The organism is Pacificibacter sp. AS14 (genome assembly GCF_038899935.1).
GTDB lineage: Bacteria > Pseudomonadota > Alphaproteobacteria > Rhodobacterales > Rhodobacteraceae > Celeribacter.
Window position 1 is genome coordinate 73411 of the sequence record NZ_JBBMQI010000002.1, and the last position, 25755, is coordinate 99165.

The window sequence follows — 25755 nt, forward strand, 5'->3', positions numbered from 1 at the left end:
CATGGCAGTCCGCTGTCCAGACAGCATTGCCCGCCTGCGGCATTTGGTAAAGCCCGCAAAACTCAAGCGCCAGTTGGCCTCTTTCCCTTCGCAAACCAATCCCGCATAAAGAGCCATGACCCAAACGATCCTACCCATTGATACTGTTTTGCCCGAGCTTGTAAGCGCTGTGCAAACCCATGGCCAAGCTGTGCTGATGGCCCCGCCCGGTGCCGGTAAAACCACACGCGTGCCGCTGGCTTTGTTGCCAATTATTTCTGGCAAAATCATCATGCTGGAACCACGCCGCTTGGCTGCACGCTCAGCCGCTGAACGTATGGCAGATACCTTGGGCGAACCTGTGGGGCAGACTGTTGGTTACCGCATGCGCGGAGAGAACAAAACGAACAAAAATACCCGAATTGAAGTCGTAACTGAGGGCATTCTTACACGAATGCTACAATCGGATCCCGAACTCACAGGCATCGGCGCTGTGATTTTCGATGAATTTCATGAACGGTCTTTGAACGCCGATCTGGGCCTTGCCTTAATCGTCGAGGTGCGCGGGGCCTTGCGCGACGATCTGGCCTTGGTCGTCATGTCCGCCACTTTGGATGCAGGGCCTGTTGCCGACCTTTTGGGCGGCGCACCGATTGTAACCTCTGAGGGCCGCGCCTTTCCGGTCGAGACCCGCTGGCTCGACAAACCCGTGCCCAAAACCACGCGTTTCGAGGCAGCCATCGCCGATCTGGTGATCCAAGCTGTCAGCACGCAAGACGGATCCGCTTTGGTGTTTCTACCTGGTGAGGGCGAAATCCGCCGCGTTGAACAGCATCTTACAGGCCGCGTCCCGAAAGACTGCGCCATCAGACCCCTGTTTGGGGCCATGAAGTTTGAGGCGCAGCGTGCTGCCATCGCGCCGTGCAAAACAGGCCGTAAAATCGTGCTGGCCACCTCCATCGCTGAGACCTCTTTGACCATCGAAGATGTGCGCATCGTGGTCGATGGCGGACGGTCGCGCCGCGCGCGATTTGACCCAAGCTCTGGCATGTCGCGCCTTGTAACCGAACGCGCCTCAAAAGCCGAAGCCGAGCAGCGCAAAGGCCGTGCGGGCCGCGTTTCAACCGGCATCTGTTACCGCCTATGGACCCGCGGCGAAGACGGCGCGATGCCGATGTTTGCCCCCGCCGAAATCGAGGCCGCTGACCTGAGCGGCTTGGCCTTGGAACTGGCTCTTTGGGGCGCATCTGAAACCGAACTCGCGTTTTTAACCCCACCGCCGCACGGCCAATTGGCCGAGGCCCGCGCTTTGCTGCACGGGTTGGACGCGCTTGATGCCGCGCACCGTATCACCGCGCACGGTCGCAAAATCGCCGCCATGCCGCTGCACCCGAGACTTGCACATATGCTGCAAAAATCGGGAAGAGGCGCTGCAAATCTGGCGGCAATATTGAACGAACGCGACCCTCTGCGAGGGGTAGGCGCGGATTTAGCCTTAAGGCTCTCTGCCCTATCAAATCGCGACGCCCGTGCGGACCGTGGTGCAATTGAGCGGATCAAAACCGAGGCCAAACGCCTGCGCGACGGCTTGCCCACTGGCCCCGATATGTCTTTGGGCGAAATGGCTGCTTTGGCCTATCCCGACCGCATCGGATTGCGCCGCAAAGGCGACCAAGCGCGCTATATCATGTCTGGTGGCAAGGGTGCTGTGATGGATGATGGCGATGCAATGGCCGCCACGCGTTTGATTGTGATCACCGATACGGACGGCGCCCCGCGAGAGGCCAAAATCAGACAGGCTGTGGCGCTGGGTGACAGCGAATTGCGCGGGCTTTTTAGTGATCAAATCGCGTGGCACGATTTGTGCCATTGGGACAAACGCGCGGGCCGTGTGGTGGCGCGTCAGCGTGAAATGTTTGGCGCGCTTATTTTGGATGATCGCCCTTGGAAAGATGCGCCAAGTGCGGCGATCGCCCTTGGGGCTTTGGACGGCATCCGCCAAATGGGCGTACCGTGGACGGCAGCGGCGCGGCGCTTTGCGGCCCGTGTGGCGCTGATGGGCGATGACTATCCAGACATGTCCGACGAGACGCTTTTGAACACATTGGAAGACTGGCTTTTGCCGCATCTTAAAGGCGCCAAAACCGAAGGGGCTTTGCGCGGGTTTGACACCACCGAGGCCCTGCGCGCAATGCTGGATTGGTCACAAATGAACCGCCTCGACACCGAAGTCCCTGGGTCTTTTACCAGCCCCATGGGGCGCAAGCTGCCCATTGACTATTCAGGCGAGCACCCCGAAATCACCGCGCGTATTCAAGAGATGTTTGGCACCACGCGCCACCCAACTGTGGGGCCGCGTCATGTGCCGTTGAAAGTGGTTTTAACCTCGCCCGCGCATCGCCCAATGCAGGTGACGATGGACATCCCGAATTTTTGGAAAACCTCTTACGCGGATGTGCGCAAAGACATGCGTGGACAATATCCGCGTCACCCTTGGCCAGAAGACCCGACAGTTGCTGACCCGACCCTGCGCGCCAAACGCCGCGGAACGTGACGCAAGGTGCGTTAAGTAAGGGTTTAGTAAAGACTATGACAGGCGAGCGCGTACAAATGTGACAGCGCATTAAGACCTATACTGCGTTTTATGACAGAGCATTAACCTTAACCAACGTTAAGGTTAATCTGGTTAAGGTTAACGTAAATCAGGGGGTCTGGATGGGAATGCGGCGGGCAGTCTTAGACAGAATATGCTTTAAACCTAAGCAGTTGACCTCTTTTGAGTATCAGTAGGTCCTTGAGAAATCAGACATGAAAAAAGCGCGGGACGAGCCCCGCGCTTTTGATCGTTTATAAGACTGATACGCTTAGGAATGCGCGATGTCTGAGGCCCATGGGCCGTGCTGATTTTCTTCGCCAGTGTCCACACGGACGAAACCATGCGCGCCAAAGAAATCGCGTTGGCCTTGTACCAAATCGGTGGTGCCACGGCCTTGGCGCATGGTGTCAAAGTACGCGAGTGCGGCAGCAAAGGCAGGCACAGGCAGGCCTTGCAACGCGGCCGAGGCCACGACATGACGCAAAGCGGAGGCGCCATCAACGATACGCTGCGCAAAGCGCGGTGCAAAAATCAAGTTGCCATGGGGCAGACCTTCGCGCACGGCAGAGGCCATTTCGTCTAGCATAGAAGAGCGAATGATGCAGCCTTCGCGCCAAACTTCAGCACAGCTGGCAAGATCCAGATCCCAGTCGTATTCATCAGAGGCTGCAGACAAGAGGTTAAGCCCTTGGTCATAAGCGATAATTTTAGCCGCCAAAAGGGCTTTTTCCAGATCATCGTCTGAAATGGTAGGGGCCGCAGCCGTATCCATTTCAAGATCGGCGAAGAGTTTTTCGCCCGCGATACGCGTGTCTTTGACCGCAGACCAAGAGCGCGCCGCAACAGCAGCCTCAATCGTGGAAGGGGACTGACCCAAAGATAAGGCTTCGATGGCTGTCCAGCGGCCTGTGCCTTTTTGGCCGGCTTTATCGACGATGATGTCAACGATCGGCTGACCGGATTTTTCGTCAATTGTCTGCAGCACTTTGCCGGAGATTTCGACGAGATAAGACTTCAACTGACCTTGATCCCAAGTCTCGAACAACTTGCCGATATCGGCAGCAGAGCGGCCTGCGCCATCGCGCAAGAGGCCGTAAACTTCGGCGATCATTTGCATGTCGGCGTACTCAATACCGTTGTGCACAGTTTTAACGAAATGGCCTGCGCCATCTGGACCAAAGTGATCGGCACAAGGCGCGCCGTCGTGCTTGGCAGAGATCGCTTCCAAGATGTCGCGAATGACCTCAAAGGAGGTCTTGTCGCCGCCAACCATGATAGATGGACCGTGACGCGCGCCCTCTTCACCGCCCGACACACCCATGCCGATGAAATTCAGACCGCTGGTAGACAGGGCTGCATCGCGGCGGCGGGTGTCGTGGAAGTTGGCATTGCCCGCGTCGATGATCATGTCACCTTTGTCGAGCAGCGGCGTCAGACCTTCGATGACGGAATCCACAGCACCACCCGCTTGCACCATGATGATAATGGCGCGGGGTTTGGTCAGCGAGGCCACGAGATCTTCAAGTGTTTTCGTCGGCACCAAGTTTTTTGCGAGATCGCCAGCGGAGGCGATGTAACCGTCCGTCACCGAGCCCGTGCGATTGTAAACTGCAACAGGAAACCCATTTTCAGCAATATTGAGCGCAAGGTTTGCGCCCATAACGCCAAGGCCGATCAGGCCGATGCGCGCTTGTGCCATATGTCATTCACTTTCATATTGTGTCGGCGACAGCTCAATCGTGCGTCGCTTGCATTTTGTCATGCTTAATATGTTAGCGTATGACATAGGGAATTGCCATGCCCGCTCTGCCCAAGTTCAGCAAATTGTGTACCAAAGTATGCCACAAAATCAGGCACTGCACGCCACAAAATCGGGCAACAAGGCTTTGGGAAATCGCAGATTGTTGATTCTTTGGGGAAAAGTCGTTATGGTTAAGATTATAATTATAAAATAGGCATAATTTTAGTTCATGATTTCATTGTTTAGAACGGCTTGGTCGGGTGTGATAGACCCGATGATTAAACGCCCCAATAGGATTCAATCAGCAGCACTTTGCTATCGCACAAGCAAACGCGGCAAAGAGGTCTTGTTGATCACATCGCGTGAGCGCGGACGTTGGATTTTGCCCAAAGGTTGGCCGATCAACGGATTGGATGGCGCAAGCACAGCCGCCCAAGAAGCATGGGAAGAGGCAGGCGTGAAGCCCCTCAAAATCCACAAAAAATCTGTGGGTCAGTTTCATTACGACAAAATTTTGAACAATGGTGCGTCAGCTCCCGTTGAAGCGAATGTCTATTCTATCGAAGTGAAAAAGCTGGCGGACAACTATCCAGAAGTGGATGAGCGGACCCGTGGCTGGATGGCCCCAAAAGTAGCAGCAGAGCTTGTGGAAGAACCTGGCCTGAAAGCGATTTTACGCGCTTTTTAGATCCGCTATCTGAGGCCTAGGACCGACAGCACACAACATAGTGGCAAGCGCAGTGTTTTCCCGCGCTTGCACAACGAAAAACTCAGCCCCTAATTGTAAAATCAGTTAAAAACCCAAGGATTCTCGCGTTTAGAGTCCAAAAAGCTTGATACAAAGACTTAGGACCTTTAGCGCTGCTCGGAACGTAACAGTTTTGTAAAATTTGAAGGGTGACCCATGAGCGCGCCAAACGGCAATCAGTGGAAGACACTGGACAAAGATCTAAACCGCATCAGCCAATTTGAATACGCCCAAACCTATGTCGCCCGCCCCATGGTGGGGCTTGGTGTGGCTTTAGCATTTATCATTATCGCAGGTCTGATCGCCGGTTTGATTTTTGGCAGCCAACCCGGATCGATGATCATCATCGCAGCCGCCGCGTTGGGCGCCTATATGGCGATCAACATCGGCGCGAATGACGTGGCCAACAATATGGGGCCAGCGGTGGGTGCGAAAGCGCTGACCATGGGCGGCGCGATTGTCATCGCGGCCCTGTGCGAAAGTGCGGGCGCGCTTTTGGCGGGCGGCGATGTTGTGTCGACCATTTCCAAAGGCATCATTGACCCTGCATCGATGGCCGATACGCGCATCTTTATCTGGGCGATGATGGCGGCTTTGTTGTCATCTGCGCTGTGGGTAAACTTGGCCACTTGGGTCGGCGCGCCAGTATCGACCACGCATTCGGTTGTGGGTGGCGTTATGGGCGCAGGAATCGCAGCGGCCGGATTTGGCGCAGTGAACTGGGTCTCCATGAGCCAGATCGCGGCCTCTTGGGTCATATCCCCGTTGCTTGGCGGCTTGGTCGCGGCGGGCTTTTTGGCGCTGATCAAAGCCAAGATCATCTATCAAGACGACAAAATCGCCGCCGCACGCAAATGGGTGCCCATTCTTGTTGGCATTATGATGGGGGCATTTGCCGCCTATTTGGCAGTCAAAGGTCTCAAACGACTTGTATCCATCGACATCCCAACAGCGCTGTTGATCGGGGTCGGCGTGGGGGCTGTGTCGTATATCGTGTCCGCGCCTTTGATCCGTCGCCAATCTGAAGGCCTTGAGAACCGCAACAAGTCGCTGAAGGTTTTGTTTGGTCTGCCTTTGGTGATATCTGCTGCTCTGTTGTCCTTTGCCCATGGGGCCAATGATGTGGCCAATGCGGTGGGCCCGCTGGCGGCGATCGTGCACGCCAATGAGTTCGGCGAATTCGCGGGCAAGGTGAACATTCCACAATGGGTGATGATCATCGGCGCTTTCGGGATTTCATTCGGACTGCTGTTATTTGGGCCGAAGCTGATCAAAATGGTGGGCAGTCAAATCACCAAATTGAACCCGATGCGCGCTTACTGTGTGGCGCTATCGGCGGCGATCACCGTGATTATCGCAAGTTGGTTGGGTCTGCCTGTGTCGTCCACGCATATCGCCGTGGGTGGTGTTTTTGGGGTTGGATTTTTCCGCGAATGGCATTTGGAGCGTCGCAAACGTGCGTCAAACGCCAAGCGCCCCATTGAGCAACGCATCGCGGTGGAAGAACGCCGTCGTCGCAAGCTTGTGCGTCGCTCACATTTCATGACCATCATCGCGGCTTGGGTGATCACTGTGCCCGCGGCGGCTTTGCTGTCGGGGTTGGTGTTCTTAATGCTGTCGAGCCTGTTCCACTAAGGCGCCAGCCTGAAAAGCACCGGCCAATCGATATTAAAAAAGGCGCTCCACTGATTTGGAGCGCCTTTTTCGTAAGGTATTCTGATCGGCGCAGTGTTACGACACGCACCAGCCCATGACGGCTTTTTGTGCGTGCAGACGGTTTTCTGCCTCGTCAAAGATCACAGATTGCGGACCATCCATCACGTTGTTCGTCACCTCTTCGCCGCGATGCGCGGGCAGGCAATGCATGAACACAGCGTCCGGATTGGCCATCGACATCAGCTTGCGATCCACACGGTAAGGGCGCAGCATCGCATGACGCCGCTCGCGCGCGGATTGACTGTCGTGCATGGACAACCACGTGTCAGTGACCACCAAATCAGCGCCCTGCACTGCTTTTTCCGCGTTGCGCTCGACCTCGACCTTAACGCCTTTTTTGCGCGCATCGGCCATGAACCCTTTTTCTGGATCCAGCTGTTCTGGCCCCGCAAAAGTGAAATCAAACCCGAACTGGCCAGCGGCATGAATAAAGGACGCGGCCACGTTGTTGCCATCGCCACACCAGACCACTTTTTTGCCCTTGATAGACCCGCAGTGTTCTTCAAAGGTCAAAATATCCGCCATAATCTGACAAGGATGGGTGCGATTGGTCAGACCGTTGATCACTGGCACTGTCGCGTATTCGGCCATCTCTAAAAGAGTGCTTTCATCAAAGGTACGGATCATGATCATATCGACGTAGCGCGACAAAACGCGGGCTGTGTCGGCTATGCTTTCGCCGTGCCCCAGCTGCATATCAGTGCCAGACAAGACCATGGTTTGCCCGCCCATTTGGCGCACACCAACATCGAAGGACACGCGTGTGCGGGTGGATGGTTTCTCGAAAATCAACGCGACCATTTTGTCTTTGAGCGGCAGATCCGCATCAAGCGCCGCTTTGGGCAGACCTGCGCGCGCCTCTTTGGTGGCCCGCGCGGTATCAATGATCTGGCGCAGGGCCGCAGGATCAGTCGTGTGGATGTCTAAAAAATGTTTCATAGGATGTTCGTTTCTATCAGCGGATCAAAGGGAGGAGGCCGCCGCATCAAGGCGTTTGACGGCCTCGGCGATGTCCTCGTCGGAAATATTAAGCGGCGGCAGCATACGCAGCACATTGTCGCCCGCAGGCACGGTCAAAAGATTTTGCGCATAAGCGGCGTTGACCACATCGATGGGTGCGATTTTGCATTTGAGACCAACCATAAGGCCCTGCCCGCGCACGCTCTCGAACACGTCGGGATGACTTGCAATCAGGCCTTCAAGTTTTTGATTTAGCAAAGCCGCCTTACGGTTCACTTCGGCCAGAAAAGCAGGGTCAGACACGATTTCCATGACCTTCAACCCCACAGCGCATCCCAAAGGATTGCCGCCATAAGTCGACCCATGGGTGCTCACGATCATGCCGCTGGCGGCGTCTTCGGTGGCCAAAACAGCGCCCAAAGGAAAGCCGCCGCCGATGCCTTTGGCGATCATCATAATGTCTGGCGTGATGCCCGCCCATTCATGGGCAAACAGTTTGCCTGTGCGCGCCACACCGCATTGCACTTCGTCGAGCACAAGCAGTACGTTTTGCGCATAGCACAGCGCGCGCATGTCTTTGAGCATATCGTCAGGCAAGGCGCGAATACCGCCCTCGCCCTGAATAGGCTCAATCAAAATCGCCGCAGTATTAGGATTGATCGCGGTTTTCAGCGCGTCCAGATCACCGAACGGCAGATGCACAAAACCGGGCATCAGTGGGCCGAACCCTTTGGTCATCTTCTCGGCCTCAGAGGCAGCAATCGCCGCCGTCGACCGACCATGAAAACAGCCATGAAAACTGATGATTTCGATCTTTTCAGGATGGCCTTTGTCAAACCAATATTTGCGCGCCATTTTGATCGCCAGTTCCGCCGTCTCGGTGCCCGAATTGGTGAAAAAACAGGTGTCGGCAAAGGTGCTATCGACCAGCTTGTCCGCCAGTTTTTGCTGCGCGGGAATTTTATACAGGTTCGAGACATGCCACAGCGTGTCCGCTTGATCTTTAAGCACTTCGGCCAATTCAGGATTGGCATGACCCAGCGTGTTCACCGCGATGCCAGCACCCATGTCCAAAAAGCGTCGTCCGTCAGCCTCGATCAGCCAAGAGCCGCTCCCTTTGACAAATGAAAGAGGAGCCCTGTTGTAGGTCGGAAGTACGGACGAAATCATGGTCGTGGTCCTTTAAAGGTGTATTGGCCGCCTGAGAAAGATCAATGGGTGACCTGCGCAGACACGGCTGTCAACAATGGGAGATTGATTTTTATGGGGTATGCGGAATTTTCCGCATGAATTGTGCCGCAATCGGCACGGATGAACGAACGCGAACCGGTTTATCGGCCTCGTCGGATAGAGCGAAGGTATGTGTGCGCTGTGTTCATAGGCTGCTGATAGGCACAGGTTGACATTGTGTCAAAGGTTTTTTGAGATGCCTCGTCATGAATTTGGGTTAAAGTCTGTTTTGCGGACGCTGATGCATGAGCTCCTTGACCACCGCACATTTTCATTCGCTATATGAGACAATAATTTTTTGTATTTGAGGATGACTGGGGTGGCTGTATATTTTTTAGCTGAGCGAGATCCTGATGGTGACTGGCGTTATTCAGTCAAGGTTGGTTTTTCGGACGATATTCCAACGACGCATTCCTTGCTACGGAGGGCGACCCTTTCGAAATCATTGGTCTCGATCGCGATGCCATCCCAGTGTATGCAAGCCCCTGGCACTGGGGTGAGTTCGCAGTAGACGAATTCTGCCGGAATTGTGGTTGGGCCTGCGGTTGGACAGAGGTCGAAACTGCAGGTGGGATGATGTGTCTAAAGTGCGGTGCGCACGAAGCGCATTACGAGGATAGAGACTATGAGCCTGACTGAAACACTAGTATTGCACAGCAAAGCGGCACATTCACCCTCTGCGTTCATTTTTGGACTGGGCGGTTTGATACAGGTTTGATCTCCATTGGACCTGCGGTAAGCAAGGGGTGAAACATTCCCAACATCTACAAAAGGTCTCGCCCTTTATGTCCTCTGATTGCCTGTTGAAAACCGACCAGCTGTCCTTATCTGTCGCGCCCCTTGGGGCCGAAATGCAGTATTTGCGCACTGCATCTGACGATGATCTGCTCTGGTCTGGCGATGCGACCCATTGGACGGGACGCGCCCCGGTTTTGTTTCCAATCGTAGGTCGTGCGCCGGATGACATCATCGCGGTGGGCGATCACACCAGCCCGATGAAGCAGCACGGTTTTGCCCGTCGGTCGGTGTTTGAATTGGTTGAACAGACCGACCAGATGTGTCGGCATTTGTTGACCCAAAGCGATGAAAGCCGCGCAGTCTATCCGTTTGATTTTGAGCTGGAAATCACCCATAAAATTGAAGGCGCGACCTTGCATGTTATAGCGGTTGTCCGCAACACAGGCGACCGTCCGATGCCTTTCGGGTTTGGATTTCATCCCGCTTTTGCCTATCCCCTGCCCAACACAGGCTCAGAGGCGCATCATGTGACGCTGGCGGACAAATCAAGCCCCGATATGCGTAAAATCGATGGTGGATTGCTGCGCGCGGACGTGGTTGAAAGTCCTTTCACAGAGGGCGATTTGGAACTGCGTGACGATCTGTTTGCCGAGGATGCGTTGGTGTTTCCAAACGGCACACAATCGTTGATATACGGTCCGCTTGATGGCCCCTCGCTTGCGTTTGAATTCACCAACCTGCCCGATCTGGCGCTTTGGCGACCCCTTGGGGCGCCGTTTTTATGCATCGAACCGTGGCACGGCACAGCGCCTTATGTTGGTGCGGAACCGCAAATTGATCAGCGCCCCAACAGCACCACACTGCCCGCGGGTGGTGAGGCTACGTTTGGCTATGCGGTGACCGTGCAGGTCTAGGCGGCGCGGCAGACTTATCTCGGCAAGCCGTTTTTGAACTCGACGACTTGATGTGGGTACGGGATTTCGATGTTGTTATCTTTGAGAGCATTCCAGATTAAGAACAGCACGTCTGACGAATATTTATTATCGCCGTCATCCAAGCCGTTGACCCAGAATTCCACCCCAAAATCGATGCCACTATCGCCAAAGCCGCGCAGCTCGCAATCGGCAGGATATGGCAGATCAAGAATGTCAGGATGGGTGGACACAGCCGCTTCGATCAGAGCAGGCACTTTGTTGATATCGGTGTCATAGGACACGGAAAAGGCCACTTCAAAGCGATTGGCAGAACCGCTGTCAGAGAAATTGACCACGCGGGTGGTAATAAAATCCTCGTTGGGCACCACGATCCAGCGGCCATCAAAGGTCTCAAGAATGGCAGCACGGGCAGTCATTTTGACGATTTTGCCCTTTTCGCCGCCATCCAATTCAACGTAATCGCCCACGGTGGCTTGGCCCTCAATCAGCAAAATGACGCCAGAGATAAAGTTCGAGGCGATGCGCTGCAAACCAAAACCGATACCCACACCAATGGCACCGCCAAGCACGGCCAAGGTCGACAGGTTGATGCCCATGATGTTCATCAGCAACAAGAATGACAGACCGAAAATGGCGACCTCGGCCGCTTTTGACGCCAGTTCACGCGTGGCAGGACGCATGCTGTCTTGGGCGACGATATAGCTGCGACTTTGCCCTGTGGACCAACGCCCAAGCCAGAACAGGATAGACCCTGCGATAAGCCCGCGAATGACGGACAGCAATGAGAATTGAATATTGCCCGCGCCCACGATGGTCGTCGACAATTTCACCATCACCGGATCAAGTACGCCCAAAGTGTAGAGCACAACGATGGGCATCAACGCGTATTTTCCCAAAAGCTTGAGGAAAGGGTCTTTGAGGATCGAGTGCACCAAAGCACGCACTGCCAACAGCAAAAACACCCGTTTGCCAAAGGCGATCACAGCGCCAGAGCCAAAGATCGATCGCGTGACACCTTCGCCAAGCCCAGTGAGCACATAAGCCAAAAGCGGCAGACCAAGTGGCAAGAACAGCACGGCAAAACGGCGCACCTCATTGACGATTCCTTTGGCGCCCTCGTCTTTTGGCGTCAAAAAAACGCTCACCTTTGGTGTCAGTTTTCCGGCCAAATAGCGCGCCAAAACGTAAGCCACAACAAGCAACGCAAATTGCGACCAAGCCGCGGGGCTGAACAACCAGCCTTTCGCCATCTCCACTCCCTGATCAAAATAGTCATAGGCCTGATGTATGATGGGCGGAAAGTCAGCGGGAAAAGGCGATGTGGCTTGGTCTGTCATAGGGCACTCCGGTGGTTCGCATTTTTATAGCGTTACCCCAAAGCCGATCTAAGGGGAAAGGCCAAGTGACCCTTCCCCCAAAATCATGCCGGATATAGCGTCACCCGCATCAATTGGCCGAGAGGAATTTCGAGTTGCCCACCGTGCGCGCCCCCGCTGATGATCCGCCCACAGAAATGCGCCGCGTCACCATGGGTTTGGGGGCTGAGCTATACGAACCGTTGGCGATCTGGCGTTTCAAGGCGGGCACGATGTCGAGCAAAGACATGCCGTGACCGACGCTACGGTTGCCACGGGTCGAGAGGGCAGACACCACCGATACGATGCGTTTGCGCCCCCCTTCTTGCGCGAACACAGGCGCGCCTGACGACCCAAACGTGATATCGCAATCAAAGTCCAACAGGCCTTTCGAATAGACCAACACATTGCAAGCGCGTTGCACCGACAAAGCGCCATTGCGACCCTGCCCGTAGGACGCCACGGCCAATTCACCATTTTTAATGCCAGAGCTGTGCAGCGCGAAAGGTGTCGCCAAAGAGCGCGCAATCGGATCGGCCAATTGGATCAGCGCAACATCTTTGCGTACCATCGCGCCTGTGACTTTTGCGCCGTTGCGATAGTCGGGCGACACAGCCACTTGCAGCCCCCGCGAGGCGGCAATAAACGCTCCATTGCGCAGGCCTGCACGGAACACGACGTTTTTCGGATCAACGATTTTGTTGCTTTTCTCAAACACCACGCAATGCGCTGCGGTGAGCACCAAATCCGGCGCTATCAAGGCACCGCTGCAGGTGCCAATGCCTGAGACGTCCAAACGCCCAACGCCTTCCCAACCGATCAATTCGGCACGCCGGTCCAGACGGTCTAGGTCTTTGGCTTGGGTGTCCGCCGCTTGCGTGTTTTGCGACCCGATCAGACCCGCACACACAATGAGAGTGGGCAAAATAGCCCGCTTTGAGATGTTCAAAATACTTAAAAATGCCATGCCGAACATGCGTCCTCATCTATGAATAAGATCGGTATGCAGTGGAAATCTGGCAAGAATAGGGTTGAGGCCACACATTTTCACGCAGCCTCGCATTTTTTAGACCGCGAAAATACGGTTAAGACTTCAACTTGGTGCCGCGCTTGAACAGCACCCAACAGATCAGCAAAACCACAAACGTCACAGATCCAACGACCAGCAAACCAAAAACAGGCGACGTATCAGAGCGGTCGATGATACCATAGCGCACACCGTCAATGAGATAGAACACAGGATTCAAGTGGGTAAGCGTGCGAAACCATGCAGGCAGGCCTTCGACAGAATAAAACGTGCCCGACAAAAACGCTAAGGGCGTGATGATGAAATTGGTGATCGCGGCCATTTGGTCAAACTTTTGCGACACGATCCCCGCGATCAAGCCAAGACCGCCCAACAAAAGCGCACCCAACATGACAAACACCAGCGCGTAAACAGGATGCGCCAAGCCAAGCCCAACAGACACCGCCATACCCAACCAGATTATCACAGCCACGGACACCCCACGCGCCAAAGCGCCCGCCATATAGCCCAGCACCAACTCGAGCGGCGACAAAGGCGGCATCAAGGTGTCGACGATATTGCCTTGGATTTTAGACACCAGCAAAGACGACGATGTATTGGTAAAAGCGTTTTGAATCACCGTCATGGTCAAAATGCCTGGCGCCAGAAAGTGAATGAACGGCACACCCATCACATCGCCTCGGCTTGCGCCAATCGCCAAAGTGAAAATCGCCAAAAATAAACCCGCCATCATCAAGGGGGCCAGCAAGGTCTGCGTCCAAACAGAGGTAAAGCGCACAACCTCACGCAGCGCCAAAGTGTAAAGGCCCAGCCAATTCACGCGGCCAAACCGGCGCACCCCCATCCCAAGATCGGCGTCCAGACCCGTCGCAAGACCCGATTGTGTCGAATTATTTGCCTGTGTCATCGTTTATTCCTCTGCTGAGTCGCTGCATGCGCTTGTAACCTGTCTCAGCGTGTTTAAAATAGAGGCAGTAAGATTTCTAAAAGGGTTTCCTGCGCAAAAGCCCTTTGCACAAAGGCGCAAGGCTGGCTTTCGCGTAACTGCGCTTGCCCGTCCGCCCCTCTGGGTGTAGAGATGCAGGCCAATTGCGCGGGTAACCCGCCCGCGACACGAATGATGCATAGCCCACGGCCTTTGGTTGATTTGGCCGTGCGAAGTACAAGGAACGACCATGTCCTGGACCGATGAGCGCGTCGAGCTGTTGAAAAAAATGTGGGGCGAGGGCCAATCTGCCTCGCAAATCGCCAAAGAACTTGGTGGTGTCACCCGCAATGCCGTGATCGGCAAAGTGCATCGCCTTGGCCTGTCCAATCGTGCTGGCACAACGTCGCCGGCAAAACCGGCAGCGGCCAAACCCAAAGTGGCAGCCGCCAAGCCCAAGGTCGAGGCAAGCACTGCCGCACCAAAAGCCAAACCTGCCGCCGCCGCCCCTGTAGAACCAGCGGCCCCAGCGCCCAGACCAAATCTGCCTGCGCGCCGTGCAATTATTCCTGCGGGCCAGCCTTTGCCACCTCAGCCCTCTGCCAATGAAATTCCGGCAGAAGCTTTGGCGAAAGTCTCTGAGGTCGAAAAAAAGGCCAAGAAGATTTCCGTTATGGAGCTCACTGAAAAGACCTGTAAATGGCCCATCGGTGATCCCGCGACAGACGAATTTTGGTTCTGTGGCCTGCCATCGCAAACCGGCAAGCCATATTGCGAAGCCCATGTGGGCGTGGCCTTCCAACCGATGTCATCACGTCGCGATCGCCGCCGCTAAGCACTGCACACCGTATAAAATGTTTAAAGGCCGCTCTTATGGGCGGCTTTTTTCATGGCCAATCTCATCAGCCAGCCTTGCGCCTGCGCACAAGACATATCCCAAAACCGCCTTTATGTGCATCTAGCGCACCTGACCTGTGCGGCCAAAGGGGTTACCTAATTCCGATTGCGCCCCTATTTTGCGCACAACACAACAATTTCAAACGTTTGAAAGGCCCAACTCCCATGGCGCCCATTATCTCGATCAAAGACCTGACAAAGACCTATGCCTCGGGCACACCTGCCCTCGACTCGGTGAACTTGGACATTGCTGAGGGCGAAATCATCGCCCTGCTTGGCCCCAATGGCGCAGGAAAAACCACGCTGATCGGTGCGATTTGTGGCATGGTCAAAATCACATCTGGCACAGTCACCGTTGGTGGCTTCGATGTCGAACGCGACCCGCGCAAGGCCCGCGCGCAAATCGGGCTGGTCCCACAAGAAATCGCGCTCGATATTTTCGAGACCGTGTGGAACTCGGTGAAAATGAGCCGCGGCTTGTTCGGCTACAAACCTGATGACGCCTATCTTGAAGGCATCCTGCGGTCCTTGTCTTTGTGGGACAAAAAGGATGCCAAAAACATGGAACTCTCTGGCGGTATGAAACGCCGCGTGATGATCGCCAAAGCCCTGTCGCATGAACCCAAAGTGTTGTTCTTGGACGAGCCGACAGCGGGCGTCGACGTGGCCCTGCGCCGTGACATGTGGGAGGTCGTGCGCAAGCTGCGTGACGCGGGCGTGACCATCATTTTGACCACCCATTATATTGAGGAGGCCGAAGAAATGGCCGATCGCATCGGTGTGATCAATGCTGGGAAAATCCTGCTGGTGGAAGACACTGCCACCTTGATGCAAAGCTTTGGGCTGAAAACGTTGAAACTGTCGCTGGCAGAGCCTTTGGCGAACACCCCTGCGTCGCTGTCGGATTACGACCTTGCGCTATCCGACGACCAGATGACGCTGACCTATTCCTATGACACCCGCGCCGAACGCACAGGGATAACGCGGTTGATTTCTGATCTCGCGACGGCGGGCATTTCCGTGCGCGATTTGGAAAGTCATCAAAGTTCGCTTGAGGACGTCTTCTTAACATTGGTGGAGGAAAAAGCATGAACTGGCTCGCCATTAAATCCATCTATATATCTGAAATGAAACGGTTTTTTCGCACGTTGAGCCAATCGATTTTGTCGCCGGTCATGTCCACGGTATTGTATTTCGTGGTCTTTGGCGCGGCCATCGGCAGTCGCATTCAAGAGGTCGGCGGCATCAGCTATGGCGCTTTCATCGTGCCCGGTCTGGTGATGCTCACCGTGTTGCAACAATCCTTGTCCAACGCCTCGTTCGGGATTTATTTCCCGAAATTCACTGGGACTATATTTGAGCTGTTCACAGCGCCGATTTCCTTTGTCGAGATTCTGATCGGCTATGTCGGTGCAGCAGCCACAAAGGCGATGATCATCGCTTTCGTCATCTTGGCCACCGCGACCTTCTTTGTCGATTTGCACATCATCCACCCGTTTTGGGCGCTGGGCTTCTTGGTTTTGACCGCTGTGAGCTTTTCACTTTTGGGCTTTATCATCGGCATCTGGGCCAGCAATTTCGAACAATTGCAGATCATCCCACTGCTTGTGGTCACACCCTTGGTGTTCTTGGGCGGCGCGTTTTACACAGCCGATATGTTGCCCGGATTTTGGGAAGTCTTGGTCAAATTCAACCCCGTGCTTTACCTGATCTCAGGCTTTCGCTGGTCATTCTACGAGGTCTCAGACGTGCCTGTCGCCGTGTCCTTGGCCGCGATTTCGATCTTTTTGTTTTTATGCATCTCGGCCGTGGCTTGGATTTTCAAAACAGGATGGCGTCTTAAGCAGTAATCTGGACCACATATAGATCACAAAGGGGGCCACGTGCCCCCTTTATTTATAACACGCCGCCTCATCACCTTCACAGGCGCAAAACCAAGCATGACAGGGGTTTCGCGCTGCATTTAATCGGGTTACATGAGGATATGAGCCAGAACCCACCCAGCCTCCGCCCCGATCTCGCCCCGCAACCTCTTGTTGACGCCGCGATTACCAAAAAACGCAAAGACCAGCCGACCATCGGCATGGTGTCTTTGGGCTGTCCCAAGGCGCTGGTCGACAGTGAGCGGATTTTGACGCGGCTGCGCGCCGAAGGTTACGCCATTTCCCCCGATTACGTCGGTGCGGATGCGGTTGTGGTCAACACCTGTGGCTTCTTGGACAGTGCTAAGGCCGAAAGCCTTGAAGCGATTGGCGAAGCCTTGCAAGAGAACGGCAAGGTCATTGTGACCGGCTGTTTGGGCGCAGAACCTGAATACATCACGGGCGTTCACCCCAAGGTTTTGGCCGTCACTGGTCCGCATCAATACGAGCAGGTTTTGGACGCTGTGCATCTGGCTGTGCCGCCCGCGCCTGATCCGTTTATCGATTTGCTGCCTGCGCGTGGCGTGTCTTTGACACCGCGCCATTTCAGCTATTTGAAAATATCCGAAGGCTGCAACCACGCCTGTAAATTCTGCATCATCCCTGACATGCGCGGCAAATTGGTGTCGCGCCCTGTGCACGGGATTTTGCGCGAGGCCGAGAAGCTTGTTGAGGCTGGCGTCAAAGAATTGCTGGTGATCTCGCAAGACACCTCGGCCTACGGGCTTGATCGTCGGTATTCAACGCATCCTTGGAAAGACAGAGACGTCAAAAGCCACATCACCGATCTGACGCGCGAGCTGGGTCAGCTTGGTTCGGCCGATGATCTGTGGGTGCGCTTGCATTACGTCTATCCCTATCCCCATGTGCGCGACCTGATCCCGCTGATGGCGGACACGACCAACGCTGTCTTGCCCTATTTGGATATCCCGTTCCAGCATGGTCACCCTGATGTGCTCAAACGCATGGCGCGCCCTGCGGCGTCTGCCAAGGTTCTGGACGAGATTGCCGCTTGGCGCGCGGACTGTCCTGATATCACGCTGCGGTCCACCTTTATCGTCGGCTACCCCGGCGAGACGGAAGCGGAATTTGACTATATGCTGGACTGGCTGAAAGAGGCCAATCTGGACCGTGTGGGGTGTTTCAAATATGAAAACGTCGCTGGCGCGCGCTCGAACGCTTTGCCAGATCACGTCGCTGAAGAGGTCAAACAAGAACGCTGGGACCGCTTCATGGAAGCCTCGCAGGCGATTTCAGAGGCCAAACTGGCGGCCAAAGTCGGTCAGACTTGCCAAGTGATCGTGGACGATATTGATGAGGACGGCATCGCCACCTGCCGCACCAAAGCCGATGCGCCCGAGATCGATGGGAACTTGTTTATTGATGAGGGAACTCAGGGTTTGAATGTTGGGGATTTGGTGACTGTCGAGGTTGATGAAGCTGGGGAGTATGATTTGTGGGGTTGCCTGCCAAAAAAATGATCCGGGGGATCATTTTTCGGAGGCAACGCGCGTAAGACCCGACAGGGTCGGAGCGCTGGGTTATTTACCAGCCAGAAAGGCCTTCACTGTTTAAGTTCATCTGCCAGCTTGTACCCTTTGCTCGTGAGGGTGTGGCTGCCGTCCCTACCACTTTGGGCAAGTTTGAGAGCTTTTAACCTTACAAGCGCGTCATCAACTTCTGCTTTAGCACGCGTTGATGTTATTTCGGGGATGACATCACCTAAATCATTCTGAAACTGGCGTAAATTTGAGACCGGCCCAAAAGTAAAGACCTCTTGATTTAGCCTAGAAGCGGTAACAAGTATAGTTTCTTCGATCTTGGAAAGCTTTGGCGAGCCTTCGGCCTCATCGCTCGCCTTGTCTTTTATCTCGGCCTTCGCAACCTGTAGCTCCAGTTCTTCAAGCTTTTGTGTTTGAGAATTAATTTGCCCTTGAACCATATCTAGTTTCTTCTCTGCATCGGTTAATTCTCGTTGCCGTTCACGCAGTGAATTCTCCGCGCTTTGTTGTTTCTTCACAAGATTTACAGCTTTCAGCTTCTCATCTTGAACCGCTGTTTTCTTCCGCTCCACCTCAAGCTTCTTATCCTCAAGCCATCCTTCTCTCATCAAAACTGAAAGCTCATCCCGTGACTTGATGTAACTAAGTGGAATACTAACAATCCAATGCGCTGCGGCATTCACCCAAGGTGCGCCCAAACCTAAGATCAGGCCCAATCCGATTGGCCAGTAATATAAGTCCTCATTCGACATATTCATGTTAAAATAAGCGAACCTGAAAAAAATCGGCATCTCGGAAAAGCAAAGTACGTAAATCACTTTCCAATTCCATAGAATGAAAGAGACGGCGATTGAGCCAAACACGTGGCTCTTCAACCGAGACGTCATGCTGTCGTAAATTTCTTTCAATCCGTCCATATCAAATTCCTAAAACAAATGAATGTGGCCAACCTAAATGGATTGTCCGTAACTGCAACCCAGCCCACGAACAAACAAGCCCCAGCACCTGACCCTGGGTGGGTGCTGAAAGCGCCCTCCCCTGTGTGCTTGCTCACCTTTGGTGTGACGGGGAGGGTCAGGCGCTGAGCGATGCAAGCATCGCTCGGGTGAAACACTTGACGGACCTATGCGCCATCGACCAAGCTCGCCCCAAAGGGGAGCACCGCATGACCAAGAGTTACCAAGACCTGCTGAGTGAGGCCTACGACCAGATCACCACAATCCCGACCGAGCTGGCTATCGATTTGGTAGACGACCCAGATACTCTAATTGTCGATCTGCGCGACAGGCGCGAGTTGGAGCGGGAGGGCAAGATCACCGGCGCGTTTCATTGTCCGCGGGGGATGCTTGAGTTTTGGATTGATCCGACCAGCCCCTATCACAAACCCGCTTTATCGCAGGCGAAACAGATCGTGTTTTATTGCGCGTCGGCGTGGCGATCCGCGCTGGCGGCGAAAACGGCGCAGGATATGGGGTTTGATAACATCGCCCACATTGAAGGCGGCTTTGGCGCGTGGCAGAAAGCTGGCGGCGCCGTGGAAAATGTCGCGGCGAAATAGATGGTTCTTTTACAGAAGCGCGCTAAGTTGAGGGTATGACAGAGCAAGCCCCAAAAGACCAAACAGCCGCAGATACGACGGGTGATCAGACAGCAAAGCAGACCACCGTGCTGTTCAACGCAGATTGCCCTGTGTGCAATTTCGAGATGTCTCATTACGCGCAATACGCAGATAAAAACGCCTTGCCAATTCGCTTTGACGATCTGAATTCTTGCGCTTTGCAGCGGTGGGATTTGACAGCGGATCAGGCGGCGCGCAGGCTTTACGTGGCCCACGAGGGCCAGTTGGTGTCGGGCATTCCCGCCTTTCGCGTGCTCTGGGCGCAGATGCCAAAATATAGGTGGTTGGCGCGCGTAACAGGCTGGCCGGTGGTCTTGCCTATCAGTGAGTGGCTGTATGATCGGGTGCTGGCGCCAATGATTTATCGTTGGCATATTCGGCGAAAGGCACGCAGCGCAGTTTAGACTGAGAGACCTAAGCTATGCGATTGTCCAGATAGTGGCGCACAGCGTCTTGGACATGACGAAAGCGGTCGCCACCAAGGTGCTTGCCGCCATACCAGCGCGTCACAACAATGATGTGATCGCGCAGGCCTTCGCGTTCCAGCATCCGCAAGATCACCATGCCAGCGCCAGATTCGCCGTCATCGTTTTTGATCGGGATGTCACCTGCCAAAAGCCCCCAAGTGTTATGGGTGGCCTTGGCGAATTTTTTGGTTTTGCGTAAGCTTTTCAGGAAAGCCTTAGCTTCATCGGCAGAGGCACAAGCCCCGCCAGAAACAGCGTATTTCGATCCACGATCCGATATGATGCCATCAAAGGTTTGCATGGCAGCGCGTATATATGGCGCGGGACTAAATGTCAGGCGCGAAAGTCAGAGGCGAAAGTGATCAACGCGCGCCGTTATTCACCGCGCGGATGTAGTTAAGCTCATTGGTGTTCAAGCAATACTCAGGGGTCTGTTCTTGCTTATCTTGATGCGTGATCATCCACAAAATGCAGGCATCATGCTGGGTGCATTTTGCGCAACGCGTGACCATCTGCGTCAGCTCAGGCGCATCGATAATGCCACTGCGCGCGGCCATATCGACATCAACCCCCAAACGATCCCCCATGCCATGCATCAAAGTGGCTGAGCCATGTTGAGGCACGACGGGCAAATCAATGTCAGACACTGTGGGCGTGTTGTGAAGATCGGTCATAGCAGGTCCTTACGGCAAAGTGGTGAACATCAAAAACTCACCACGATTTTGCCGGACCCTAGCAGGCAGGTCTTTGATCGAGATCAAATGAGGTGTGCCGCGCCCTGCCCCCAAAAGCGCCGCGCTCTTCACAACCACGCCGGACTATAGCACCACCAGCTAGAGCGTCGCCATGGTACGACGGACAGTTTCGATGCGTTGATCATTGGGCGGATGCGAGCCTAAGAATTGATCACCGGGGTCTGCAATACGGGTGAAAAACGCCGCACCACGGATAGGATTATATCCTGCGCGGTAGGCGATGACGGTGCCCAATTGGTCGGCCTCAAGCTCATAAGACTTGGAAAAGCGGCGCGCACCGACGGTAGCCCCAAGGTTTTGCACCGTCTCGACCGTAGAAGCACCCGCGCCGATCGCAGTGGCCAGAACACCACCCAAAATGCCGCCAAGAATTGCGCTGTCTTGACTGCGATCCAAATGGCCTCGGATGTGATGCGCCGCTTCATGGCCCAAAATAAACGCCAACTCATCATTGTTTTGCAAATCTGTCAGCAAAGCCACGGAAAAGGTCAGTACAGGACGGCCTGTGCTATCGACGGATTGATAGGCGTTCGCAGGCGCAGACGGGTCGCTGTCCACGACGATTTTAAAATCGCAGTTGGCCCCTTGGGTGCGTGCGCGACATTCTGATTCCGCAATCGGTTCCACATGGCGCACGATGGCGGCAAAGCTTTCCACAGTGACAGGCCCCGATTGCAAGCCGCGTGCTACGGGCTGCTGCACATAAGACGTGTCTGGAACCTGCGTGCTTGGCGCAGAGGTGCTGCTGGGCACATTGACATCCACACAAGCACTCAAGCCTGTGACAGCCAAAAGACTGACAAACACGCGCAGCCGCGATTTAGGCAAGGGATTGAACACGGGCGATATCCTTGATCAGGGCAAAAAAGTCAAACAGCTGCGCAGATTTACAGCTTATTTTAACCGCATGCCACAGATCACACCAGTGGCAACGGCGCGACTGTTATGCAGCGCGAAAATTGATCTTTAAAATGCAGTTTTAAACCCCAGCAAAGCACTTGCAAATCTGCCCATCGCCGTTAGCATAAAGCCTATGTTTACAATAGAACACGAATTTGACGCGACCGTCATTACGATGGTGGATGATGGCGAAGCGCCGCTTCAAGAAGACGTTATCGTCTCTGCCTTTGAGGAATGCATCACCGTCGAGCAACATGATCCGCGCACGGGACGCACCCAGAAAATCACCCTGTCGATGGCGCAGATGCGCGATTTGGGCGCGGCTTTGGATTTGCCAGAGGGCGCGTATGTTTTGGGGCCCGCCAAGGTTTAAGGCTGTGTTTTTTAGGGCTGTGTTTAAAATCCTGAAATCGTGAACTGTTTGTCCCGCGAAATCGCGCCGCGCAGCAGGGTGACGTTGGATTTTGACACCCCCAGCGCCTTGGCCAAAAGCTTGATCACCTCTTTGGTGGCCTTGCCGTCTTCGGGCACGCAGGTCACGTAAACCCGCACTTGCCCCTCTTGCACGATCACAGCATTGCGCGAGGCCTTGGGCGTCACCCGCACCGACAATTGATCACCGTCTAAAGCCGCGATCAGATCGGCGCGCAATATGGCGTGTAGAGTGTCTTTATTGTTGGAACTCACGTCGCCCATGTAATAACCTTTTACATTTTTTCACAAAGGTGGTTGATTGTCCGCCCCGAAACACCGACATATCGTATAACGCCGCGTAAAAGAAAGCCCATGACATGCCGACGCCAAATCCAGCTGCCCTTGAATTTTTGCTCTCACGCCGGTCTCGCCCTGCCAAAACGCTGATTGGCCCTGTGCCAACCCGCGATGCGCTGGGTCCGCTGCTGGAAGCGGCCGCGCGCACGCCTGATCACGGAAAGCTTGAACCTTGGCGCTTTATCGTGCTGGAAAAACCTGCCCTGACACGCTTGTCAATTTTGGTTGCAGACATGGCAGCGGGGCGCGATTTGGATGACGATCAACGCCAAAAGGCGATCAATCAATATGCCAATGCCGATTTGGCTGTGGCGGTGATTTCATCCCCGAAAGACTCTCCAAAAGTCCCTCACATAGAACAGGTCTATTCCGCAGGGGCGGCCTGTTTGGCGCTGCTGAATGCGTCGTTGGCGGCAGGCTGGGGCGCGAACTGGTTGTCGGGCTGGGCCTCGCATGATCCAGTATTTCGCAAGCGCGGGCTAGACCTTGCAGACCACGAGGTCATCGCAGGCTTCATCCACATCGGAACCGAAAAAACCGCCCCACCAGAACGCCCACGCCCTGATTTGGACGCCATCACAACTTGGGTGACTGAGTAATGTTTGATGACTTCTTCAAAGCCATCAGCCAGCTTGGCGACAGTCGGTTTCAATCAGTGCTACTTAAAGGTATCGGGCTGACTGTGGCGCTGTTGATCGGCATTTACATCGCTTTTGTGTGGACTTTGGGGCTATTTTTGCCCGACACTATCAGCCTGCCAGTTGTGGGCGATATCGGCCTTGGGCTGGTGCTCTCCATCGGGTCGTTTTTTGTGATGCTAGGCCTGTCAGTGTTTTTAATGGTGCCTGTGGCGTCGGCCTTTACCGGCATCTTTTTGGAAGAGGTGGCTGAGGCGGTCGAGGACAAACACTATCCTCACCTGCCCCCAGCCCCGCACCAAAGCTTTGGCGATATGATGCGCGACACCATCGGATTTTTGGGCCTTATGATTGTGGCCAATCTCATCGCCTTGGTACTGTATGTGTTGCTTAACGTCGCAGCGCCTTTGATTTTCTGGGCCCTCAACGGGTTCTTGCTTGGGCGTGAGTATTTTCAAATGGTCGCGATCCGGCGTTTGGGGCGCGAGGGCGCAAAAGCCGCCCGCGCCCGTCATGCGCCGAAAATTTGGATCGCAGGCGCTCTTATGGCGGTGCCTTTGTCGATCCCTATTGTGAACCTGTTGATCCCCGTTTTGGGGGCCGCCACATTCACGCATATGTTCATGCGGCTTGAGGGCGCGCGCTTAGCCGCCCCCATGCAAAACCCGCTTTAGGTATCGCCAACTTTAGGCAGGCGCGCGGTCCAATCGACATCATGCCAAGAAAAGACCCCTGAATAGATCACGCCAACCATGATGCCCCAAATCACGAAAGCCACCAACGTGACGATCACTGCTTTGCGGCGTGGGTTGTAATTGTTGGGCGCGCCGGCGTGCGTGCCCTCAACAATCACTCCGTCATCACCTTGCGTACGCAGGCCAATGGGCAGTGCTACAAACATGGTCATGAACCACGTCACAGCATAAAGCACGATAGCAGAGACAATAGACATAATGCCGTTTCCTTATCTGCGAGCAGGCTAGATCTGCTCTATCTTTGAGCCGGTCAGACCTGCTCTAATTCAATCAGGCAGCCGTTGAAGTCCTTGGGATGCAAGAACAGCACAGGCTTGCCATGAGCACCGATTTTCGGATCACCCGTGCCCAAAACACGCGCGCCGTCTGCCAGCAATTTATCCCGCGCGGCCTCGATATCTTCCACCTCGTAGCACATGTGGTGAATGCCGCCCGCTGGGTTCTTTTCCAGATAGCTCGCAATCGGGGAATTGTCACCCAAAGGATAGAGCAATTCGATTTTTGTGTTGGGCAATTCGATGAACACGACCGTTACGCCGTGATCCGGCTCGTCTTGGGGCGGGCCGACTTTTGCGCCCAAAGTGCCTGCGTATTGCGCGCTCGCCGCTTTTAAATTTGGCACGGCGATGGCCACGTGGTTCAAACGTCCGATCATGTCTTATCCTCTCCTAAACTCTTAGATTCGGTTATGACCTGCGCTGATGCCTGCCTGCAAGCGGCGCTTCGACGCAGTTTTAGCGCCTCTATAGCAAGTGATTGCGACTTTCCGTCACGACACCCCGCAAGGTTAACGCTCCGTTCACCGTTTATGGATTTAACTACCAGACACAAACACTGTGGAGCTGTTAGACATGCCTGATGACCTAGAAAGCCTATTGCCGCCTCAAAAGCCGACCCCTGAACGCCCTTTGCTTGGGACAACTGTGTTGATCGTAGAAGACAGCCGTTTCGCCTCTGAGGCGCTGCGCCTTTTATGCCTGCGCTCTGGCGCACGGATCAGACGGGCGGACAATTTGGCACATGCGCGCAAACATCTGCGGGTGTTTCGCCCCAATGTGGTGATCATTGATCTTGGTCTGCCGGATGGCTCAGGTGCGGAACTGATTGACGAGCTGTCTCATGCAAGTGCGCGCGTCGATGTCGTGCTGGGTATGTCAGGCGACACCGGTGTCGAAAGCCTCGCGCGGGGGGCTGGTGCCGATGGTTTTATCGCCAAGCCCATTGCCAACCTAGCTGAATTCCAACACATCATCCTCAGCGCCATGCCCAAAGGATCACGCCCCACGCTGACCGGCATTCGTAAGGTCTCTGACGAAGAGATCGCCCCTGACCTCATCGCGCTGCAAGACGATTTCATCCATATCTCAGACTTGATGACATTGAACCGCGACGAAGACATGTTGGATTATATCGCGCAATTCTTGTCCGGAATCGCGCGCACCGCGGGCGACACCGAATTAGTAGACGCAGCAAAAATATTGGCGGACCACCGTAATCAAGGCCTGCCTTTTGGGTCGGATATCGCACGGATTGCAGGCCTAGTTCACGACCGTATCGATCACGCACGCGTCGTATAGCGC

The 25755-nt window shown here is 54.6% G+C and carries 27 protein-coding genes; 14 read left to right on the forward strand and 13 right to left on the reverse strand.

What is annotated here, in order from left to right; all coding sequences use genetic code 11:
• Positions 1–115 precede the first annotated feature (115 nt).
• A complete protein-coding gene (hrpB, locus tag WNY38_RS03220; RefSeq protein ID WP_342855884.1) occupies positions 116–2533 on the forward strand; it encodes an ATP-dependent helicase HrpB in 2418 nt (805 codons plus the stop codon).
• Between the two features lie 310 nt (positions 2534–2843).
• Here the strand turns inward: hrpB and gndA are convergent, their stop codons facing one another.
• Positions 2844–4274 carry an NADP-dependent phosphogluconate dehydrogenase gene (gene gndA / locus WNY38_RS03225; protein ID WP_342855885.1) on the reverse strand — a complete coding sequence of 477 codons (1431 nt, stop codon included), beginning with the start codon at positions 4272–4274 and terminating at the stop codon, positions 2844–2846.
• A gap of 316 nt (positions 4275–4590) precedes the next feature.
• Between gndA and WNY38_RS03230 the strand changes: the two genes are divergently transcribed.
• Together WNY38_RS03230 and WNY38_RS03235 are read left to right on the forward strand one after the other, a co-directional pair.
• Positions 4591–5004 (forward strand): NUDIX hydrolase, encoded by a 414-nt coding sequence (locus WNY38_RS03230; protein WP_342856081.1) that lies wholly within the window; start codon positions 4591–4593, stop codon positions 5002–5004.
• Between the two features lie 216 nt (positions 5005–5220).
• On the forward strand, positions 5221–6699 hold the full coding sequence (locus WNY38_RS03235; protein WP_342855886.1) for an inorganic phosphate transporter: 1479 nt from the start codon (positions 5221–5223) through the stop codon (positions 6697–6699).
• Between the two features lie 96 nt (positions 6700–6795).
• Here the strand turns inward: WNY38_RS03235 and argF are convergent, their stop codons facing one another.
• Both argF and WNY38_RS03245 read right to left on the reverse strand, forming a co-directional pair.
• The gene (gene argF / locus WNY38_RS03240; RefSeq protein ID WP_342855887.1) at positions 6796–7719 is read right to left on the reverse strand and encodes an ornithine carbamoyltransferase; all 924 of its coding nucleotides are present in this window, start codon (positions 7717–7719) and stop codon (positions 6796–6798) included.
• Positions 7720–7743: 24 nt separating this feature from the next.
• The gene (locus tag WNY38_RS03245; RefSeq protein WP_342855888.1) at positions 7744–8910 is read right to left on the reverse strand and encodes an aspartate aminotransferase family protein; all 1167 of its coding nucleotides are present in this window, start codon (positions 8908–8910) and stop codon (positions 7744–7746) included.
• A gap of 845 nt (positions 8911–9755) precedes the next feature.
• Between WNY38_RS03245 and WNY38_RS03250 the strand changes: the two genes are divergently transcribed.
• A complete protein-coding gene (locus WNY38_RS03250; RefSeq protein ID WP_342855889.1) occupies positions 9756–10622 on the forward strand; it encodes an aldose 1-epimerase family protein in 867 nt (288 codons plus the stop codon).
• A gap of 14 nt (positions 10623–10636) precedes the next feature.
• On the opposite strand, the gene WNY38_RS03255 is transcribed toward WNY38_RS03250, so the two are convergent.
• From WNY38_RS03255 to WNY38_RS03265, 3 genes are all read right to left on the reverse strand, one after another.
• Positions 10637–11893, reverse strand: coding sequence for a mechanosensitive ion channel domain-containing protein (locus WNY38_RS03255; protein WP_342856082.1), 1257 nt, complete (start codon positions 11891–11893; stop codon positions 10637–10639).
• Between the two features lie 196 nt (positions 11894–12089).
• Positions 12090–12965, reverse strand: coding sequence for a trypsin-like peptidase domain-containing protein (locus WNY38_RS03260; RefSeq protein ID WP_342855890.1), 876 nt, complete (start codon positions 12963–12965; stop codon positions 12090–12092).
• Between the two features lie 118 nt (positions 12966–13083).
• Complete coding sequence (locus WNY38_RS03265; RefSeq protein ID WP_342856083.1) at positions 13084–13869, reverse strand: ABC transporter permease; 786 nt, start codon at positions 13867–13869, stop codon at positions 13084–13086.
• 331 nt (positions 13870–14200) lie between these two features.
• On the opposite strand from WNY38_RS03265, the gene WNY38_RS03270 reads away from it, so the two are divergent.
• The 4 genes from WNY38_RS03270 to rimO all read left to right on the forward strand — a co-directional run bounded on the left by WNY38_RS03270 (position 14201) and on the right by rimO (position 18250).
• Entirely contained in the window at positions 14201–14785 is a 585-nt protein-coding gene (locus WNY38_RS03270; RefSeq protein WP_342855891.1) for a GcrA family cell cycle regulator, read from the forward strand.
• Positions 14786–15012: 227 nt separating this feature from the next.
• A complete protein-coding gene (locus WNY38_RS03275; protein ID WP_342855892.1) occupies positions 15013–15939 on the forward strand; it encodes an ABC transporter ATP-binding protein in 927 nt (308 codons plus the stop codon).
• Entirely contained in the window at positions 15936–16697 is a 762-nt protein-coding gene (locus tag WNY38_RS03280; RefSeq protein ID WP_342855893.1) for an ABC transporter permease, read from the forward strand. Before WNY38_RS03275 ends, WNY38_RS03280 begins: the two co-directional genes overlap by 4 nt.
• 134 nt (positions 16698–16831) lie before the next feature.
• A complete protein-coding gene (rimO, locus tag WNY38_RS03285; protein WP_342855894.1) occupies positions 16832–18250 on the forward strand; it encodes a 30S ribosomal protein S12 methylthiotransferase RimO in 1419 nt (472 codons plus the stop codon).
• A gap of 83 nt (positions 18251–18333) precedes the next feature.
• Here the strand turns inward: rimO and WNY38_RS03290 are convergent, their stop codons facing one another.
• Positions 18334–19188 carry a hypothetical protein gene (locus WNY38_RS03290; protein WP_342855895.1) on the reverse strand — a complete coding sequence of 285 codons (855 nt, stop codon included), beginning with the start codon at positions 19186–19188 and terminating at the stop codon, positions 18334–18336.
• Between the two features lie 248 nt (positions 19189–19436).
• Between WNY38_RS03290 and WNY38_RS03295 the strand changes: the two genes are divergently transcribed.
• Together WNY38_RS03295 and WNY38_RS03300 are read left to right on the forward strand one after the other, a co-directional pair.
• Complete coding sequence (locus tag WNY38_RS03295) at positions 19437–19829, forward strand: rhodanese-like domain-containing protein (RefSeq protein ID WP_342855896.1); 393 nt, start codon at positions 19437–19439, stop codon at positions 19827–19829.
• Between the two features lie 35 nt (positions 19830–19864).
• Positions 19865–20293, forward strand: a complete 429-nt coding sequence (locus WNY38_RS03300) for a DUF393 domain-containing protein (protein WP_342855897.1) — start codon at positions 19865–19867, stop codon at positions 20291–20293.
• 10 nt (positions 20294–20303) lie between these two features.
• Here the strand turns inward: WNY38_RS03300 and WNY38_RS03305 are convergent, their stop codons facing one another.
• The 3 genes from WNY38_RS03305 to WNY38_RS03315 all read right to left on the reverse strand — a co-directional run bounded on the left by WNY38_RS03305 (position 20304) and on the right by WNY38_RS03315 (position 21951).
• Positions 20304–20657 carry a YigZ family protein gene (locus WNY38_RS03305; protein WP_342855898.1) on the reverse strand — a complete coding sequence of 118 codons (354 nt, stop codon included), beginning with the start codon at positions 20655–20657 and terminating at the stop codon, positions 20304–20306.
• Between the two features lie 61 nt (positions 20658–20718).
• Positions 20719–21030 carry a DUF6455 family protein gene (locus WNY38_RS03310; RefSeq protein ID WP_342855899.1) on the reverse strand — a complete coding sequence of 104 codons (312 nt, stop codon included), beginning with the start codon at positions 21028–21030 and terminating at the stop codon, positions 20719–20721.
• A 159-nt stretch (positions 21031–21189) separates the two neighbouring features.
• Complete coding sequence (locus WNY38_RS03315) at positions 21190–21951, reverse strand: M48 family metalloprotease (RefSeq protein WP_342855900.1); 762 nt, start codon at positions 21949–21951, stop codon at positions 21190–21192.
• 193 nt (positions 21952–22144) lie between these two features.
• Between WNY38_RS03315 and WNY38_RS03320 the strand changes: the two genes are divergently transcribed.
• On the forward strand, positions 22145–22384 hold the full coding sequence (locus tag WNY38_RS03320; protein ID WP_342855901.1) for a hypothetical protein: 240 nt from the start codon (positions 22145–22147) through the stop codon (positions 22382–22384).
• A gap of 23 nt (positions 22385–22407) precedes the next feature.
• On the opposite strand, the gene WNY38_RS03325 is transcribed toward WNY38_RS03320, so the two are convergent.
• Positions 22408–22707, reverse strand: coding sequence for a DUF167 domain-containing protein (locus WNY38_RS03325; RefSeq protein WP_342855902.1), 300 nt, complete (start codon positions 22705–22707; stop codon positions 22408–22410).
• 95 nt (positions 22708–22802) lie between these two features.
• Here WNY38_RS03325 and WNY38_RS03330 point away from each other — a divergent pair, with 95 nt between their 5' ends.
• On the forward strand, positions 22803–23381 hold the full coding sequence (locus WNY38_RS03330) for a nitroreductase (protein ID WP_342855903.1): 579 nt from the start codon (positions 22803–22805) through the stop codon (positions 23379–23381).
• Positions 23381–24094: an EI24 domain-containing protein gene (locus WNY38_RS03335; RefSeq protein ID WP_342855904.1), complete on the forward strand. Its 714-nt coding sequence runs from the start codon at positions 23381–23383 to the stop codon at positions 24092–24094. Before WNY38_RS03330 ends, WNY38_RS03335 begins: the two co-directional genes overlap by 1 nt.
• Here WNY38_RS03335 and WNY38_RS03340 read toward each other — a convergent pair.
• Together WNY38_RS03340 and mce are read right to left on the reverse strand one after the other, a co-directional pair.
• Positions 24091–24372 (reverse strand): DUF1467 family protein, encoded by a 282-nt coding sequence (locus WNY38_RS03340; RefSeq protein WP_342855905.1) that lies wholly within the window; start codon positions 24370–24372, stop codon positions 24091–24093. The genes WNY38_RS03335 and WNY38_RS03340 overlap by 4 nt on opposite strands.
• A 53-nt stretch (positions 24373–24425) precedes the next feature.
• Entirely contained in the window at positions 24426–24830 is a 405-nt protein-coding gene (gene mce / locus WNY38_RS03345) for a methylmalonyl-CoA epimerase (RefSeq protein ID WP_342855906.1), read from the reverse strand.
• Between the two features lie 196 nt (positions 24831–25026).
• Between mce and WNY38_RS03350 the strand changes: the two genes are divergently transcribed.
• Entirely contained in the window at positions 25027–25752 is a 726-nt protein-coding gene (locus WNY38_RS03350; RefSeq protein ID WP_342855907.1) for a response regulator, read from the forward strand.
• The last annotated feature ends 3 nt before the right edge of the window (positions 25753–25755 follow it).

What these genes read in the sequence shown, in the direction of transcription:
- hrpB (WP_342855884.1), top strand. Translation starts at nt 116, where the DNA reads ATGACCCAAACGATCCTACCCATTGATACTGTTTTGCCCGAGCTTGTA.
- gndA (WP_342855885.1), bottom strand. Translation starts at nt 4,274, where the DNA reads ATGGCACAAGCGCGCATCGGCCTGATCGGCCTTGGCGTTATGGGCGCA.
- WNY38_RS03230 (WP_342856081.1), top strand. Translation starts at nt 4,591, where the DNA reads ATGATTAAACGCCCCAATAGGATTCAATCAGCAGCACTTTGCTATCGC.
- WNY38_RS03235 (WP_342855886.1), top strand. Translation starts at nt 5,221, where the DNA reads ATGAGCGCGCCAAACGGCAATCAGTGGAAGACACTGGACAAAGATCTA.
- argF (WP_342855887.1), bottom strand. Translation starts at nt 7,719, where the DNA reads ATGAAACATTTTTTAGACATCCACACGACTGATCCTGCGGCCCTGCGC.
- WNY38_RS03245 (WP_342855888.1), bottom strand. Translation starts at nt 8,910, where the DNA reads ATGATTTCGTCCGTACTTCCGACCTACAACAGGGCTCCTCTTTCATTT.
- WNY38_RS03250 (WP_342855889.1), top strand. Translation starts at nt 9,756, where the DNA reads ATGTCCTCTGATTGCCTGTTGAAAACCGACCAGCTGTCCTTATCTGTC.
- WNY38_RS03255 (WP_342856082.1), bottom strand. Translation starts at nt 11,893, where the DNA reads ATGGCGAAAGGCTGGTTGTTCAGCCCCGCGGCTTGGTCGCAATTTGCG.
- WNY38_RS03260 (WP_342855890.1), bottom strand. Translation starts at nt 12,965, where the DNA reads ATGGCATTTTTAAGTATTTTGAACATCTCAAAGCGGGCTATTTTGCCC.
- WNY38_RS03265 (WP_342856083.1), bottom strand. Translation starts at nt 13,869, where the DNA reads ATGGGGGTGCGCCGGTTTGGCCGCGTGAATTGGCTGGGCCTTTACACT.
- WNY38_RS03270 (WP_342855891.1), top strand. Translation starts at nt 14,201, where the DNA reads ATGTCCTGGACCGATGAGCGCGTCGAGCTGTTGAAAAAAATGTGGGGC.
- WNY38_RS03275 (WP_342855892.1), top strand. Translation starts at nt 15,013, where the DNA reads ATGGCGCCCATTATCTCGATCAAAGACCTGACAAAGACCTATGCCTCG.
- WNY38_RS03280 (WP_342855893.1), top strand. Translation starts at nt 15,936, where the DNA reads ATGAACTGGCTCGCCATTAAATCCATCTATATATCTGAAATGAAACGG.
- rimO (WP_342855894.1), top strand. Translation starts at nt 16,832, where the DNA reads ATGAGCCAGAACCCACCCAGCCTCCGCCCCGATCTCGCCCCGCAACCT.
- WNY38_RS03290 (WP_342855895.1), bottom strand. Translation starts at nt 19,188, where the DNA reads ATGGACGGATTGAAAGAAATTTACGACAGCATGACGTCTCGGTTGAAG.
- WNY38_RS03295 (WP_342855896.1), top strand. Translation starts at nt 19,437, where the DNA reads ATGACCAAGAGTTACCAAGACCTGCTGAGTGAGGCCTACGACCAGATC.
- WNY38_RS03300 (WP_342855897.1), top strand. Translation starts at nt 19,865, where the DNA reads ATGACAGAGCAAGCCCCAAAAGACCAAACAGCCGCAGATACGACGGGT.
- WNY38_RS03305 (WP_342855898.1), bottom strand. Translation starts at nt 20,657, where the DNA reads ATGCAAACCTTTGATGGCATCATATCGGATCGTGGATCGAAATACGCT.
- WNY38_RS03310 (WP_342855899.1), bottom strand. Translation starts at nt 21,030, where the DNA reads ATGACCGATCTTCACAACACGCCCACAGTGTCTGACATTGATTTGCCC.
- WNY38_RS03320 (WP_342855901.1), top strand. Translation starts at nt 22,145, where the DNA reads ATGTTTACAATAGAACACGAATTTGACGCGACCGTCATTACGATGGTG.
- WNY38_RS03325 (WP_342855902.1), bottom strand. Translation starts at nt 22,707, where the DNA reads ATGGGCGACGTGAGTTCCAACAATAAAGACACTCTACACGCCATATTG.
- WNY38_RS03330 (WP_342855903.1), top strand. Translation starts at nt 22,803, where the DNA reads ATGCCGACGCCAAATCCAGCTGCCCTTGAATTTTTGCTCTCACGCCGG.
- WNY38_RS03335 (WP_342855904.1), top strand. Translation starts at nt 23,381, where the DNA reads ATGTTTGATGACTTCTTCAAAGCCATCAGCCAGCTTGGCGACAGTCGG.
- WNY38_RS03340 (WP_342855905.1), bottom strand. Translation starts at nt 24,372, where the DNA reads ATGTCTATTGTCTCTGCTATCGTGCTTTATGCTGTGACGTGGTTCATG.
- mce (WP_342855906.1), bottom strand. Translation starts at nt 24,830, where the DNA reads ATGATCGGACGTTTGAACCACGTGGCCATCGCCGTGCCAAATTTAAAA.
- WNY38_RS03350 (WP_342855907.1), top strand. Translation starts at nt 25,027, where the DNA reads ATGCCTGATGACCTAGAAAGCCTATTGCCGCCTCAAAAGCCGACCCCT.